Annotated in this window: 13 protein-coding genes; 7 read left to right on the top strand and 6 right to left on the bottom strand. The window is 69.0% G+C overall.

The genetic code is table 11. The annotated features are described in order from the left end of the window. The 6 genes from QE397_RS14260 to QE397_RS14235 form a co-directional block, all read right to left on the bottom strand. Positions 1-1,221 (bottom strand): ABC transporter permease, encoded by a 1,221-nt coding sequence (locus QE397_RS14260; RefSeq protein ID WP_307095445.1) that lies wholly within the window; start codon positions 1,219-1,221, stop codon positions 1-3. Beyond that, positions 1,218-2,114, bottom strand: a complete 897-nt coding sequence (locus QE397_RS14255) for an ABC transporter ATP-binding protein (RefSeq protein WP_027504196.1) — start codon at positions 2,112-2,114, stop codon at positions 1,218-1,220. Before QE397_RS14255 ends, QE397_RS14260 begins: the two co-directional genes overlap by 4 nt. Beyond that, a complete protein-coding gene (locus QE397_RS14250; RefSeq protein ID WP_037183974.1) occupies positions 2,111-2,677 on the bottom strand; it encodes a hypothetical protein in 567 nt (188 codons plus the stop codon). The genes QE397_RS14255 and QE397_RS14250 overlap by 4 nt, the downstream gene beginning before the upstream one ends. Further along, positions 2,674-2,961, bottom strand: a complete 288-nt coding sequence (locus tag QE397_RS14245; protein ID WP_027504195.1) for a helix-turn-helix transcriptional regulator — start codon at positions 2,959-2,961, stop codon at positions 2,674-2,676. Before QE397_RS14245 ends, QE397_RS14250 begins: the two co-directional genes overlap by 4 nt. Positions 2,962-3,096: 135 nt before the next feature. Further along, positions 3,097-4,737, bottom strand: a complete 1,641-nt coding sequence (locus QE397_RS14240; protein ID WP_056446899.1) for an ABC-F family ATP-binding cassette domain-containing protein — start codon at positions 4,735-4,737, stop codon at positions 3,097-3,099. After that, a complete protein-coding gene (locus QE397_RS14235) occupies positions 4,734-5,819 on the bottom strand; it encodes an NAD(P)-binding domain-containing protein (RefSeq protein WP_307095442.1) in 1,086 nt (361 codons plus the stop codon). The genes QE397_RS14240 and QE397_RS14235 overlap by 4 nt, the downstream gene beginning before the upstream one ends. A gap of 93 nt (positions 5,820-5,912) precedes the next feature. Here QE397_RS14235 and QE397_RS14230 point away from each other — a divergent pair, with 93 nt between their 5' ends. The 7 genes from QE397_RS14230 to QE397_RS14200 all read left to right on the top strand — a co-directional run bounded on the left by QE397_RS14230 (position 5,913) and on the right by QE397_RS14200 (position 13,938). Beyond that, positions 5,913-6,647, top strand: a complete 735-nt coding sequence (locus QE397_RS14230) for an enoyl-CoA hydratase (protein ID WP_027504192.1) — start codon at positions 5,913-5,915, stop codon at positions 6,645-6,647. 160 nt (positions 6,648-6,807) lie between these two features. Then, a complete protein-coding gene (locus tag QE397_RS14225; RefSeq protein WP_051612977.1) occupies positions 6,808-8,490 on the top strand; it encodes a cytosine permease in 1,683 nt (560 codons plus the stop codon). A 51-nt stretch (positions 8,491-8,541) separates the two neighbouring features. After that, a complete protein-coding gene (locus tag QE397_RS14220) occupies positions 8,542-9,663 on the top strand; it encodes an MBL fold metallo-hydrolase (RefSeq protein WP_235578801.1) in 1,122 nt (373 codons plus the stop codon). A gap of 5 nt (positions 9,664-9,668) precedes the next feature. Continuing rightward, positions 9,669-9,857, top strand: a complete 189-nt coding sequence (locus QE397_RS14215; RefSeq protein WP_042575922.1) for an antitoxin — start codon at positions 9,669-9,671, stop codon at positions 9,855-9,857. A gap of 24 nt (positions 9,858-9,881) precedes the next feature. Next, the gene (locus QE397_RS14210; protein ID WP_307095436.1) at positions 9,882-11,513 is read left to right on the top strand and encodes a Na+/H+ antiporter; all 1,632 of its coding nucleotides are present in this window, start codon (positions 9,882-9,884) and stop codon (positions 11,511-11,513) included. Between the two features lie 77 nt (positions 11,514-11,590). Then, entirely contained in the window at positions 11,591-12,769 is a 1,179-nt protein-coding gene (locus QE397_RS14205) for a lipase family protein (RefSeq protein ID WP_051613065.1), read from the top strand. Positions 12,770-12,798: 29 nt separating this feature from the next. Then, a complete protein-coding gene (locus QE397_RS14200; RefSeq protein WP_037184426.1) occupies positions 12,799-13,938 on the top strand; it encodes a sensor histidine kinase in 1,140 nt (379 codons plus the stop codon). Positions 13,939-13,968: the final 30 nt, after the last annotated feature.

Genomic DNA, 13,968 nt, shown 5'->3' with positions numbered 1-13,968 from the left:
TCAGGCGCGCCCGAGCGCCTCCTTCCAGGACAGCGTGCGGCCGATGCGCAGGATGGAGCGCTGGTAGATCTTGGCCGCGACGACGGCGAGAACCAGGGTGGCGACGATCATCAGCACGATGGTGCCGACGATCTGGATCGGGTCCGCGACGCCCGCCGCGACGCGCAGCGGCATGAGGATGGCGGAGAACGGGGGAATCCACGACAGGACGGTCGGCAGTGTCGCTCCCGGGTCGTCGATGGACGAGAACGCCGCGAAGAACATCGCCAGGATCACGATCAGCAGCGGCATGGTCGTCGAGTTGACGTCCTCCTGGCGCGACACCATGGAGCCGCCGGCGGCGTAGAGCACCGCGAAGAACGCGAAGCCCAGCACGAACCAGCCGATGGTGGAGACGAAGACGCTGACGGCGGTACCGGTGACCGTGAGCGTGCCGGTGGCCGTGCCCGCGATGAGGCCGGCGGCGCCGTACGCGGTGAGCTGCACCAGTCCGACCACACCGATGCCGATCACCTTGCCCCACAGCAGCTGCAGCGGGCGCACGGTGGAGAGCAGCAGTTCGACGACCCGGGACGACTTCTCCTCCACGACACCCATCGCGACGTACATGCCGAAAGTGATGATCTGGGCGTACAGCAGGATGACGGCGATGAAACTCAGCGCGAGTCGTTGACCCTGTGCGGGATCGGGCGGATCGACGGCCTCGACCGTGACCGTGGCGGCGCTCGTCGCCGAGGTGACGGTGGCGGGATCGACTCCCAGCCCGGTGAGGGCGTCGTTCTGCGCCTGCGCGGCGACCGCGCTGTCGATGACGGCCTTCAGGGTGCCGTCGACGGTGTCCTCGGTGACGGCCGTGTACGCGCCGCCGGTCCCGGGGACGAGCGCCACGTCCACGTCGCCGTCGGTGACCTGCGTGCGAGCCTCGTCCGCCGAGCCGATCTCGCGGACCTCGACGGGAGCGCCGAGTTGATCGCCCACCGCGGTGAGGGTCTGGGACAGGCTTTGGTCACCGACCAGCCCGAGGGGCGTCCGGTCCTCGGAGTCGCTGCCGCCGGAGAAGATCGAGAACGCGACGATGCCGCCGACGATGACCAGCAGCACGATGGCGTTGGAGATCAGGAAGCTCTTCTTCCGGACCTGGACGTCGAACTCGCGCCGGGCGACGAGCGCGATGGCTCGTCCCGCCGAGAGCGGTGATCGGGTGGTCGACTTCTCGCTCATGCCACTACCTCTCGGTACAGGTCGGTCAGGGACGGTGTGCTGCGGGCGAACTCGTGCACGGGTCCGGTGGCGAGCGCTGCGGCGAGCACCGCCTGGTCGTCCGCCTCGGGCGCCAACGACAGGCTGGTGCGCCCGTCGGAGTGCGACACGGTGGTGACCCCGGTCAGCGCGTCGGCCCAGCCGGCGGGAGCGGCCGGGGCGTGCACCTCGAGGGTGGTGCCGGACTTGCCGCGCAGTTCGTCGACGTTGCCCACGGCCTTCATCCGGCCGGAACCGATGATGCCGACCCGATCGCACAGGCGCTGCACCAGATCGAGCTGGTGGCTCGAGAACAGCACGGGGACACCGGTGCGGGCCTTCTCGAGAAGCACCTCGCTCATGGTGTCGACGGCCACGGGGTCGAGACCCGAGAAGGGTTCGTCCAGCACCAGGACGGCGGGATCGTGAATCAGGGCTGCGGCCAACTGGACTCGCTGCTGGTTTCCCAGTGACAGTGAATCGACCGTGTCGTTCACCCGGCCGTCGATGCCGAGGCGCTCGGTCCAGGTCGCGACGGCGGCGGAGGCGTCGGACGTGGACAGCCCGTGCAGCTCGGCCAGGTACTTCAGCTGCGCCCCCACCTTCATCTTCGGGTACAGCCCACGCTCCTCCGGCATGTACCCGATGGTGCGGCGCACGTTCAGGTCGATGGGCTGCCCGTTCAGGCGTGCCTCTCCCGAATCGGCTCCCAGCACGCCGAGGGTGATGCGCATCGTCGTGGTCTTGCCGGCACCGTTGCTGCCGACGAACCCGAACACCTCGCCGGGATTCACGGTGAACCCGACGCCGTCGAGTGCGACGGTCTCGCCGTATCTCTTGTGCAGGTCGTCGATCTCGAGAGTCGAGCCGCTCATGCTGATCCTTTCTCGGGGGAGTGGGGTGTGGGAGTGGGGAATTCGTCCGGTTCGTCGACCGGCGCCGTCCAGGCGAGGATGATGCCGGGAGAGCAGATCCCGACAAGTAGACCACTCAGTATGATGAATCCGCCACCGAGTGCCAGTCGGGGATCGTCGGTGAAGGTGGTCGCCCACACCAGTGCGAGCGCCGGAACCGTCACCGCGCCCTGAGTGATCGCGAACCCGATGGAGCGAGCCGCGTTGCGACGCTCCAGGTCCCACTCGTCGAGCGCATCGGCGGGAGCATCGCTGCGGCGGCCGGTGACGATCTGCAGTGTCGTCCACGACACGCTCATGAGGATCGCGCCGGGAAGCCAGGTGAGCGGCGCCCACTCGGGCCCGACGAGGATGAAGATCGACGATGCCGCGAGCGCGACGAGCGAGGCGACGAGAATCCACACCAGCAGCCGGCGCCGTGACCTGGTGCGCCAGCCGGGGAGGTAGTGCGCGTACCGCGCCTCGTTCTGCAGGTATCGACGGGTGCGGAACGCCTGATAGCGGTCCAGAACGGTGTCACTCATCGTGGTGTCCCTTCCTCGGGCTGGGTGCGTCGGTAGACCTCCGTGGACAGCGGCGCGAACTCGGTACGCGAGAACACCGCCTCGACCGGCAGCCCGAACACGTCGCAGATGCGCATCGCGAGATCGAGGCTCGGGTAGTGATCGCCGCGTTCGAGTGCGCCGACCGTCTGCGGGTTGACCTCGACGAGTTCCGCGAGCTGGGCGCGGGTCATCCGACGCTCGGCGCGCAGCACACCGATGCGGTTGTGGATGGGGAGCGTGGTCCCGCGTTTGACCGGACTCATATATCGAAGTGTTGTATAAACCCAACGATGTGTCAATACCGTAGGCAGCGCTGTCCGGGCGAGCGCGCGCTGAACCACACGATCGTGCGTGATTCTGCCGATCGGCAGGAACTGCGACGATCGGGTGGGGAATCCTCAGTCCTGGTGCAGAACGCCCTGCGCGACGGTCCACCGGCGCGTGCTGCGCACCGAGTCGAGCATCCGCCGGTCGTGGGTGACCAGGAGCATCGTTCCCTCGTAGGTCTCCAGTGCCGATTCGAGCTGCTCGATGGCGGGGACGTCGAGGTGGTTGGTGGGCTCGTCGAGCACGAGCAGGTTCACCCCTCGTGCCTGCAGCAGCGCGAGTCCCGCTCGGGTGCGCTCGCCGGGGGACAGGGATGCCGACGGCCGCAGGGCGGCCTGTCCGCGGAGACCGAACTTCGCCAGGAGTGTGCGGACGTCGGCGTCCGGCCAGTCCGGAACGGAGGCTGCCAGCGCGTCGGCGACCGAGTCGGGTCCGTCGAAAGCCGAACGGGCCTGGTCCATCTCGCCGATCTCGACTCCGGAGCCGATGCTCACGGATCCACTGGTCGGCGTGATGCGGCCCAGCAGCAGGTGCAGCAGGGTGGTCTTGCCCGAGCCGTTGGCGCCGGTGACGACGATGCGGTCCCCGGCGTCGATCTGTGCCGTCACCGGCCCGAGCCGGAACGCCCCCCGCTCCACGACGGCGGAGTTCACGGAGACCACGACGCTGCCGCTGCGGGGCGCCGCCGCGATCTCCATGCGCAGTTCCCACTCCTTGCGCGGCTCCTCGACGACGTCGAGCCGTTCGATGCGTCGCTGGGTCTGGCGCGCCTTCGCGGCTTGCTTCTCCGTCGATTCGGCGCGGACCTTCCGGCTCGCCTTGTCGTTGTCCTTGCTCTTGCGTCGAGCGTTCCGCACGCCGTGCTCGAGCCAGTTCCGCTGCATGCGAGCGCGATCCTCGAGCCCGGACCTGGTGTCGGCGTACTGCTCGAACTCTTCCCGTGCGTGACGACGCGCCACGTCGCGCTCGACGAGGTAGGCCTCGTACCCGCCGTCGTAGACCGCTATCTGCTGCTGCGCCAGGTCCAGCTCGACGATGCCGGTGACGGTGCGCGCCAGGAACTCACGATCGTGACTGACGATCATCACGGCGCACTGGGTACTCGTCACGAAGTTCTCGAGCTGGTCCAGTCCCGCGAGATCCAGATCGTTGGTGGGCTCGTCGAGAAGCAGGACGTCATAGCGCGCCAACAGGATTCCCGCGAGTGATGCGCGGGCCGCCTGCCCACCGGACAGGGCGGACATCTCGGTGTCGAGCGCCGCGTCCAGGCCCAGGCCGGCGAGCACCGACTCGGCTCGCTCGGGCAGATCGGCGCCGCCGAGCGCCAACCACCGCTCCAGTGCCGGTGTGTAGAGATCGTCCGACGCGCTCGCGTCGCCGAGCGTCTCCGCCGCCGCGTTCATCGCGTCCTCGGCCGCGCGCACTCCGGTGCGGCGCTGCAGGAACATCTCGACGGTCTCACCGGGAACGCGGGAGACCTCCTGTGCCAGGTGGCCGACGGTGGCGTCCGACGGGGTGAGCGTGACCGTGCCGTCGTGGTCGACTCCGGTCGCCGTGCCCGCCAGCAGGCCGAGCAGCGTCGACTTGCCGGCGCCGTTCGCGCCGACCAGCCCGACGACGTCGCCGGGTCCGACGGTGAGGTCGAGACCGTCGAACAGCGTGCGCTCGCCGCGATAGGCGGACAGGTCGTCGACACGGACCACGGCACTCACGTCTCGCCCAGCTCCTGAAGTAGTTCCCGCACGGCCGTGCGTCCCGCACGGTTGGCGCCGATGGTGCTGGCCGACGGACCGTATCCGATCAGATGGACGGTGGGCCGCGCGGCCACTCGAGTGGCCGACGCGCCGGTCATCGTGATGCCGCCGCCCGGCCCGCGCAGTCGGAGTGGCGCGAGGTGATCGAGCGCGCTGCGAAACCCGGTGGCCCACAGGATGACGTCCGCGCGGGTGGCGGTGCCGTCGTCCCACCGCACTCCGTCGGGTGTGACCTCCGCGAACATGGGCCGCCGTACCAGGACGCCGCGATCGCGGGCCTCGCGCAAGCTGGGGGTGAGGATCAGACCGGTCACCGACACCACCGATCCCGGCGGCAGTCCGCGGCGCACTCGATCCTCGACCTGCGCGACGGCAGCGCGGCCCACCTCGGGTGTGAAGTCCCGCTCGAGGAAGACGGGCTCGCGGCGGGTCACCCACGTCGTGGTGGTCACGCGCGAGATCTCGTCGAGCAACTGCACCGCGGAGATCCCGCCTCCGACGACGACGACGTGCTCGCCGCGGAACTCCTCCGCCGAGGTGTAGTCGCGCGTGTGCAGTTGGCGCCCCGTGAACGTCTCCATGCCGGGGTAGCGCGGGACGAACGGGTGCTCCCAGGTGCCGGTGCAGTTGATCAAGCCCCGTGCGTGGACGTCGCCCTGCTCGGCCTCCACCCGGTACCGCATCGCCGTCTCGTCCCGGTCGCAGACGACCGACACCCGTCCCGGCCGCCGCACGGGCAGCGCGAAGTGCTTCTCGTACGCCGCGTAGTACTCGGGCACCGCCGACGACGCGGGCACGTGCGCGGGGTCGACGTCGGGGGCCAGCGTGTCCGCGAACGCCATGCCCGGAAGGTCGTGCACCCCGTTGACGGTCTCGAGGGTCAGGGAGGGCCAGCGGAACTGCCACGCCCCACCGGGAGCCGGCGCACCGTCGAGCACGACGTAGTCGTCCCATGCCCGCAGCCCCGCTCGCTGCAGGAAATAGGCCGCGGACAGACCGGCCTGCCCGGCACCGATCACTGCGACGTCGACGTGTTGCACCCGTCCAGTACACCAGTCAGGGCTCCGCACCCGGTAAATTCGCGTAAGGGGGTCTCACAGAACACTTCGTTCCACGCAGAGAGAAGACACAACGTGACCATTGGTATCACCAGGAACGGCGCGGTTCTCACCGTGGAACTGCAGCGACCGGAGCGCCGCAACGCTCTGAACACGGCTCTGTGCACCGAAGTGCGTGAGGCGGTGGAGGGTGCCGAGGCGGACGGCACCCGCGTCGTCGTGATCACCGGCGAGGGCACGAGCTTCTGCGCGGGCGCCGATCTGTCGGGCGAAGCCATCGCCGACGAGTTCCCCGAGGCGCTGCTGTCGATGAACCGCGCGCTCCAGACCGTGTCGGTCCCGGTCATCGCCGCCGTGAACGGGCCTGCTGTGGGTGCGGGCACGCAGTTGGCTATCGCCGCAGACCTGCGGGTGGTCGACTCGGGCGCCTTCTTCGCCATTCCCTCCACCCGGTTGGCCATCGCCGTGGACAACTGGACCGTCAAGCGGCTGGTGTCGCTGGCCGGCGGCGGTCCCGCCCGGACGGTGCTCCTGGGTGCCGAGCAGTTGTCCGCCGAGCAGGCGCTGGCGTGCGGACTGGCCAACAAACTCGGCGATCTCGACGTCGCGCACGCGTGGGCCGAGGAGATCGCGCAGCTGGCGCCACTGTCGCTGCGTCACCTCAAACTCGTCTTCAACGACGACGGCACACGTGACGAGGCGAACGCCACGCAGCTCGACGCGTTCGCGGCCGCCTGGGCGAGCAACGACGCCGTGGAGGCGCGGATCGCGCGCAAGGAGAAGCGACGCCCGGTCTTCCAGGGCCAGTGACGACATCGGGGTCGCTGACCTGCCGATTCGGGCAAAGGCGACACCCCGGCACCACGTAACGCACTCGACACAGAGTGCGTACAGTCCGGCAACACAGCGTTCCTACGGTCATCTCGCATCGCGCCGCCACGGCGTGCGACACGACCGGAGGCACCCGACCATGACCGCTCTCGGAGACGTTCCACCCGACTCCACGCTCACGTCCGACAGTCAGAAGCAGTCGGCGGCACTGAAGGAGACGCTCGAGGACTACACGCTGCGCTTCGCCCCGCGCAGCTACCGCAAGTGGGGGACCGGCGTCGTGGCGACGTCGGCTCTCGGCGGAATCGCGTACCTCGCGGACTTCGCCATCGGCGCCAACATCGGCATCTCCTACGGCACCGGCAACGCGCTGTGGGGAATCCTGGTGTTCGCCGTCGTCATCTTCCTGACGGGTCTGCCGCTCGCCTACTACGCGGCGCGCTACAACATCGACCTCGATCTGATCACGCGCGGAAGCGGATTCGGCTACTACGGGTCGGTGGTCACCAACGTCATCTTCGCGACGTTCACGTTCATCTTCTTCGCGCTCGAAGGGTCGATCATGGCCCAGGGCCTCGAACTGGGGCTGAACATCCCGCTGCCCATCGGGTACGCGGTGTCCACCCTGATGGTCATCCCGTTGGTCATCTACGGCATGAAGGCGCTCGCCACACTGCAGGTGTGGACGACCCCGCTGTGGCTGATCCTCATGGTGCTGCCGTTCGTCTATCTCGTGGTGAGCAACCCCGACTCCATCGGTCAGTTCATGGCCTACGGGGGTGCCGACGGTGCCGCCGGCACCGGTGTGAACCTCGGATCCGTCATGCTCGCCGCGGGTGTCTGCCTCTCGTTGATCGCTCAGATCGCGGAGCAGATCGACTACCTGCGCTTCATGCCGCCCAAGACGCCGGAGAACTCGCGTCGCTGGTGGACGGCCGTCCTGCTCGCGGGGCCGGGCTGGGTCATCTTCGGTGCGCTCAAGCAGATCGTCGGACTGTTCCTCGCCGTGTACCTCATCGCTAACGTGGTCGACGGATCGTCGATCGCCAACGAGCCGGTGCACCAGTTCCTCGAGATCTACGAGAACTTCATGCCGGGCTGGCTCGCCATGACCCTCGCCGTGGTGCTCGTCGTCATCTCGCAGATCAAGATCAACGTGACCAACGCGTACTCGGGCTCCCTGGCGTGGACCAACTCGTACACCCGCGTCACCAAGTCCTACCCCGGACGACTGGTCTTCGTGCTGTTCAACCTCGCGATCGCGTTGATCCTGATGGAAGCCAACATGTTCGACTTCCTCAACAACATCCTCGGGTTCTACGCGAACTGCGGTATCGCCTGGATCGCGGTGGTCGCCTCCGACATCGTGTTCAACAAGTACCTGCTGAAGCTGTCCCCGAAGGTGCCGGAGTTCCGCAGGGGGATGCTCTACGCGGTGAACCCCGTCGGTTTCGGCTCCATGGCGGTGTCCGCGATCCTGTCCATCCTCGTGTTCTTCGGGGCGTTCGGGCCGGCGATCAAGCCGTACTCGCCCATCGTGGCGCTGGTACTGGCGATCGTGCTGCCGCCCGTGCTGGCGATCGCGACCAAGGGCAAGTACTACCTGCGGCGCACCGACGACGGCATCGATCTGCCGATGTTCGACGAGTACGGCAACCCGTCCGACGCGACGCTGCTGTGCTCGGTGTCGGGAATGGAGTTCGAGCGGCCGGACATGATCGCGTCGGCCAAGAAGGGGCCGAACGGGGAGACGCTCTACATCTCGTCGCTGTCGCTGAGCACCGACAAGACGGGGGAGCACATCCTGCCGGAACAGACGTGAGCCGATACTTGTGAAGTCGGTACACATCAACCGTGGACTAGTGTCGGAGGCGTGAAACCAGCCACCGCAGCAGTGTCCATCGGGCTCGCCGCCGCAGGGTTGTCCTGGCTCGCGCGCGCGGCGTGGGGTGTGCCGTCCGCCGTCGGCGCCGGACGCGGTGCCATCCGTCCGTACGCCGCCGCGTCCTCGCACTACCGGGACCGCAAGTTCCACAACACACGCAGCAGCTCGCCGGTCGCGGCGGGGGAGCAGGCGAGCATCGGAGCCGCGATGCTCACGCGCGGCCGCTCGGGACGACCCGAGCGCGCCGTGCCGTTGGCCACCCCGCTCGCGCCGGCGGAGGCCGGGGACCTGGCCGTCACCTGGTTCGGGCACTCCTCGGTGGTCGTCGAGATCGACGGTCACCGCGTGCTCACCGATCCGGTCTGGAGCCGGCGGGTCTCACCGTCGCGGGTTCTCGGACCGGCCAGGTTGCACCCGGTACCCGTTGCGGCCGAGGCGCTTCCGCAGGTCGACGCCATCGTCATCTCGCACGATCACTACGACCACCTCGACCGTGACACGGTGGCCACGCTGCTCACGTCGCAGTCGGCGCCGTTCCTGGTGCCGCTGGGGGTGGGCGCCCATCTGCGCCGCTGGAAGGTTCCCGAGGACCGGATCGTCGAGCTCGACTGGAACGACGACGTCCGCATCGGATCGCTCACCGTCACGTGCCTGGAGGCACGACACTTCTCGGGCCGGTCCCTGGTGCGCGACACCACGCAGTGGGCGTCGTGGTCGGTGGTGGGTCCGGAGCACCGGGCCTTCTTCGGCGGCGACACCGGCTACACCGAGGCGTTCGCGGACATCGGCGCGCGGCTCGGTCCGTTCGACGTGACCCTGCTTCCCGTCGGCGCCTACGACGACCGGTGGCCGGACATCCACATGAACCCCGAGGAGGCGGCGCGGTCGCACGGTGACCTGCAGCAGGGCACCCCGTCCTCCGGCATCGTCGTGCCCGTCCACTGGGCGACCTTCAACCTTGCGTTCCACCCGTGGTCCGAACCCGTGGAGCGGCTGCTGACGGCCGCCGAGGCGGAGCGGATCTCGGTGGTGGTGCCGATGCCGGGCCAGCGAGTCGATCTCGCGCGTCCTCTCCCGCACCGGCGTTGGTGGTCCGGCGCGGTATCGTGACGACCATGGCACTCGTGGACAACCTCAAGAAGCTGATCGGCCAGGGCAAGAAGGCCGCCGCTCAGAACAGTGACAAGATCGAGAAGGCCGTGGACAAGGCAGCGGACTTCGCCGACAAGAAGACGCAGGGCAAGTACGCCGACAAGATCGACAAGGTCCAGGACGCCGCCAAGAAGGCGATCCCCGAGAAGTAGCAGACCCGCGCGGTAGTCGAGTCGATGGACGGGTGGCTCCTGCTTCTGGTGATCGTCGGGGCCGTCGTCATCGCCGGCTTCGCCAAGCGCCTCGATCTGCAGGTGCCCCTCGTTCTCGTCGCCGTCGGGTCGGTCGCCTCGTTCGTCCCCGGGCTGCCGCGTCCCGCTCTCGAACCCGAACTCCTTCTGGGCGTGATCCTTCCGCCCCTGCTGTACTCGACAGCGTTGAACTTCTCGTTCCGCTCCTTCGCGCACAACTTCCGCTCCATCGTCCGGCTCGGCGTCGGTCTCGTCGTCGTCACGACCGTCTCGGTGGGGTACTTCTCGTACTGGCTCGTCCCGGAGCTGACACTGGGCGCCGCCCTGGTCCTCGGCGCCGTGGTCGCGCCGCCCGACGCCGTCGCCGCGGTAGCCGTGGGGCGCAAGCTGGGTCTGCCCGCGCGCATGATGGCGATCCTCACCGGCGAATCACTCGTCAACGACGCGGCGGCGCTGACCCTGTTCACCATCACCGTCGCCTCCGTGACGGGAAGCCGGGTCGGCATCGACTCGCCGCTCCTGTTCTTCGTCTACGAGGTCGTGGGCGGCGTCGCCGTGGGATACGTGCTCAGCCGACTCGTGCGCTTCGTCCGCAGCCGTATGGCGGACAGCGCGCTGGAGACCGTGCTGGGCATCCTCGTTCCCTTCACCGCCTACCTCGCCGCGGAGCAGATCCACGCCTCGGGTGTGCTCGCCGTCGTCACCGCCGGATTCGTGCTCGGTTCGGCGCGCAGCGGCGACGCGATCCCGACGCGAATCCAGGAGCGGCACGTCTGGCCGACGCTCGATCTGCTCCTCGAGACCTTCGTCTTCGCCTACATGGGCCTGCAGCTCAAGTTCGTCATCGACGACATCAGCCGCGAGGGGCTGCCCGTCCACCACATCTTCCTGTACGGACTTCTGGTCCTCGCGCTCGTCATGGCAGTGCGTCCGGTGATGCTGTTCGCCGGCTCGGCGCTGCGACGCGTCTACCACCGGGCTCGATCGACCGAGGACGCGGAACTGACCTGGCGCCAGAACGTCGTCCTGTCCTGGGCCGGGATGCGCGGAGTGGTGACCCTCGCGGCGGCCGCCGGTGTCCCTTTCACCACCCTTGCGGGGGACGACTTCCCCGGGCGCGGAGTCATCCAGGCCATCGCCTTCACCGTGGCCGTCGGAACCCTACTGATCCAGGGGGTGACATTGCCGCTGGTGATCCGACGGCTGGACATCTCCGACCCGGACGAGGCCCGGCATCTCGACGAGCAGCGCGCACTCGCTCGGCAGATCGCGCGCCGTGCGATCGAGGAGTCGCTCGACGAGGCGATGACGAAGGTCGAGGGAACCGAGGCCGCCGAGGTCGTCGATCGGGTGCGCCGCGTGATGCTGGGCCGTCTCCGGACGGAGCAGGACGAGGACGATCAGGAGAGGGCCGCGCGGGCGCGGTCCTCCGGCGCGGTGTTCGATCGATGGCGGCGCACCGCACTGCGGCGACAGCGCGAGGCGTTGCTCGCCGCACGCGACGCGGGGGACCTCGACGACGAGGTTCTCGCCGCGGTTCTGGACGGGCTCGACATCGAGCAGGCCGCCACCGAGACACGGTTGCAGCGATTCATGGCGGAAAGAGGTCGAGAGTGAACGTGTGCAGGATCGGTTCGAGACCAGGACTGCGCGGCAGGGTCCCGGTCCTGCTGGGATCGGCACTGGCGGCGTCGATGCTGATGCTGTCGGGATGTGCGTCCTCGGATCCCGCGCCCACCCCGGGGAACGACGCGACCACCGACGCGGCACCCCGCTCTCCTGCCCCCACGGGCGACGAGCGCGGCTCGCTGGTCGCCGACGTGCTCCTCGGTCAGGTCGACCAGGCGGTCACCAATCTCGGCGCCACGGCGCACCGCATCACGTACCGCTCGACGTCCGGGGTGGACGGCGGCGGTGTCGACGTCACGGGCACGGTGTTCGTCCCGGCCGGCGCACCGCCCGAGGGGGGATGGCCGGTCGTGTCCGTCGGGCACGGCACGACGGGTGTGACCGACGAGTGCGCACCGTCCCTCTATCCCAATCTGCTCGGCTCCATCGGCCTGGTCACGCCGATGCTCGAACGCGGCGCCGTCGTCGCGGTGACGGACTACGAGGGCCTGGGAACCGACGATCCGCATCCGTACCTGAACGCCCCGTCGGCCGGCCACGACATCATCGACGCTGTCCGCGCAGCGCGGAACGTGGCGCCCGGCAGCGGGACTCGCTGGGCGGCGCTGGGCGTGTCGCAGGGTGGGCAGGCCACCTGGGCCGCCGCCGAGATGGCCGCGGAGTACGGCGACGGGCTCGAGTTCCTGGGATCGGCCAACCTGTCCCCGGCCGCGGACATCAGCCCGATCGCCCCGGAGTCCGGACTGGGGCAGCTCACGTTGCCCCAGAAGGCGATCATGCCGTTCGTCGTCGAGGGCTTCCTCGTGGACCATCCGGAGTACACCGACGCTGACTTCCTCAGCGGCGGACTGTTGGAGAACAAGGACGTCCTGTTGGCCTGCACGGGACCCCTGGCCGCCGGCAAGTTGACGGCCGCGGGATCCATCGGACCGGACGACGTGCGCCCCAGCTCGCCGGAAGCGTACGCCGCCATTCGAGAGTGGTTGTCGGACAACGCCCTACCGCAGGGGCGGGCCGCGGCGCCGATGATGGTGCTGGTCGGTTCGCGAGACGATCTCATCCTGCCGCAGTGGACCGAGGACGCGTCCCGCCGAGCGTGCGCGCAGGGCGACGTCATCGACTACCGGGTCCGGGCGGACCAGGGCCACGCCGACTCGGCCGCCAACATCGAGGGCATCGACTGGATCACCCAGCGGTTCGAGGGAACCGGACAACCGACGAACACGTGTGACCAGGTGCCGTGACAGCCACCACGGCGGTCGTCCTGTTGGTGATGGCCGCGGTCGTCGCCGGTGCGGTCGTCGTCATCACGCGCCGGGGGACGCGCCCGCTGACCACGCCCACCGAACGCGCGGTGCACGCCGCGCTGCACACCGCATCGCTCGCGGCACGCCCGTTGCGGCGGGGCCTCGACGCCGCGTCCGCGTCGGAGGCGGCGCCGCACCTGCGCACACTGACCGGCGCCGCCGCCGTCGTCCTGGCGGGACCGGACGGGACGGTGTTGGGCCACGACGGTCCCGTCGACGGGACCCTGGACGAGTTCCCCGTGGTCGCCCGCCGCGCCGTCGACACCGAGCGTCGGGTGCTGCTGCGCACCGCCGCGACCGCGGACGCCCCGGCACGTTCGGTGGTGGTGCAGCCGGTCCTCACCGAGGGCGCCGGCGTGGTCTGCGTGCTGGGCGTGGTCACGCTGGAGGAACCCGGTCCCGGTCTTCTCGGGGCCTGCACCGAGGTCGCGCGGTACGTCGGCGAGCAGGTCGAGCTGGCCGAACTCGACGCGAGCAGAGCACGCCTCGACCGGGCCGAGGTCCGGGCGCTGCGCGCCCAGATCAGCCCGCACTTCATCTACAACGCCCTGACGACCATCGCGTCGTTCGTGCGGACCGATCCCGATCGTGCGCGCGAGCTGGTCCTCGAGTTCGCCGACTTCACGCGCTACTCGTTCCGCACGGCGGGGGAGTTCACGGTGCTCTCCGACGAGCTCCGCAACATCGACCGGTACCTCACGCTCGAGCGCGCGCGTTTCGGTGACTCCCTCGACGTGACGGTGCAGATCGCTCCCGAGGTACTCGGAGTGGTGTTGCCGTTCCTGGCGCTGCAGCCACTCGTCGAGAACGCGGTGCGCCACGGCGTCGCCGGCCGGGGCCGCGGCCGTATCACCGTGATCGCGGCGGACGCGGGTACGGACGCGGCCATCAGCATCGAGGACGACGGTGTCGGCATGGATCCGGAACTGCTGCGCTCCGGCGACCTGGGATCGGAGGAGGGGGTGCACGTCGGACTCGCCAACGTCGACGACCGGTTGCGCGCCGCCTTCGGCAACGACTACGGCCTGGTGGTGGAGACCGCGCCGGACGCCGGCACCAAGGTGAGTATGCGGATCCCGAAATTTCGGGCAGGCATCCGGCCCTGACGTGCGCGCGCGACATGGCACGATGAAGAC

Source organism: Rhodococcus sp. SORGH_AS_0301 (genome assembly GCF_030818285.1).
GTDB lineage: Bacteria > Actinomycetota > Actinomycetes > Mycobacteriales > Mycobacteriaceae > Rhodococcoides.
This window is presented reverse-complemented; position numbering and strand designations above follow the sequence as displayed.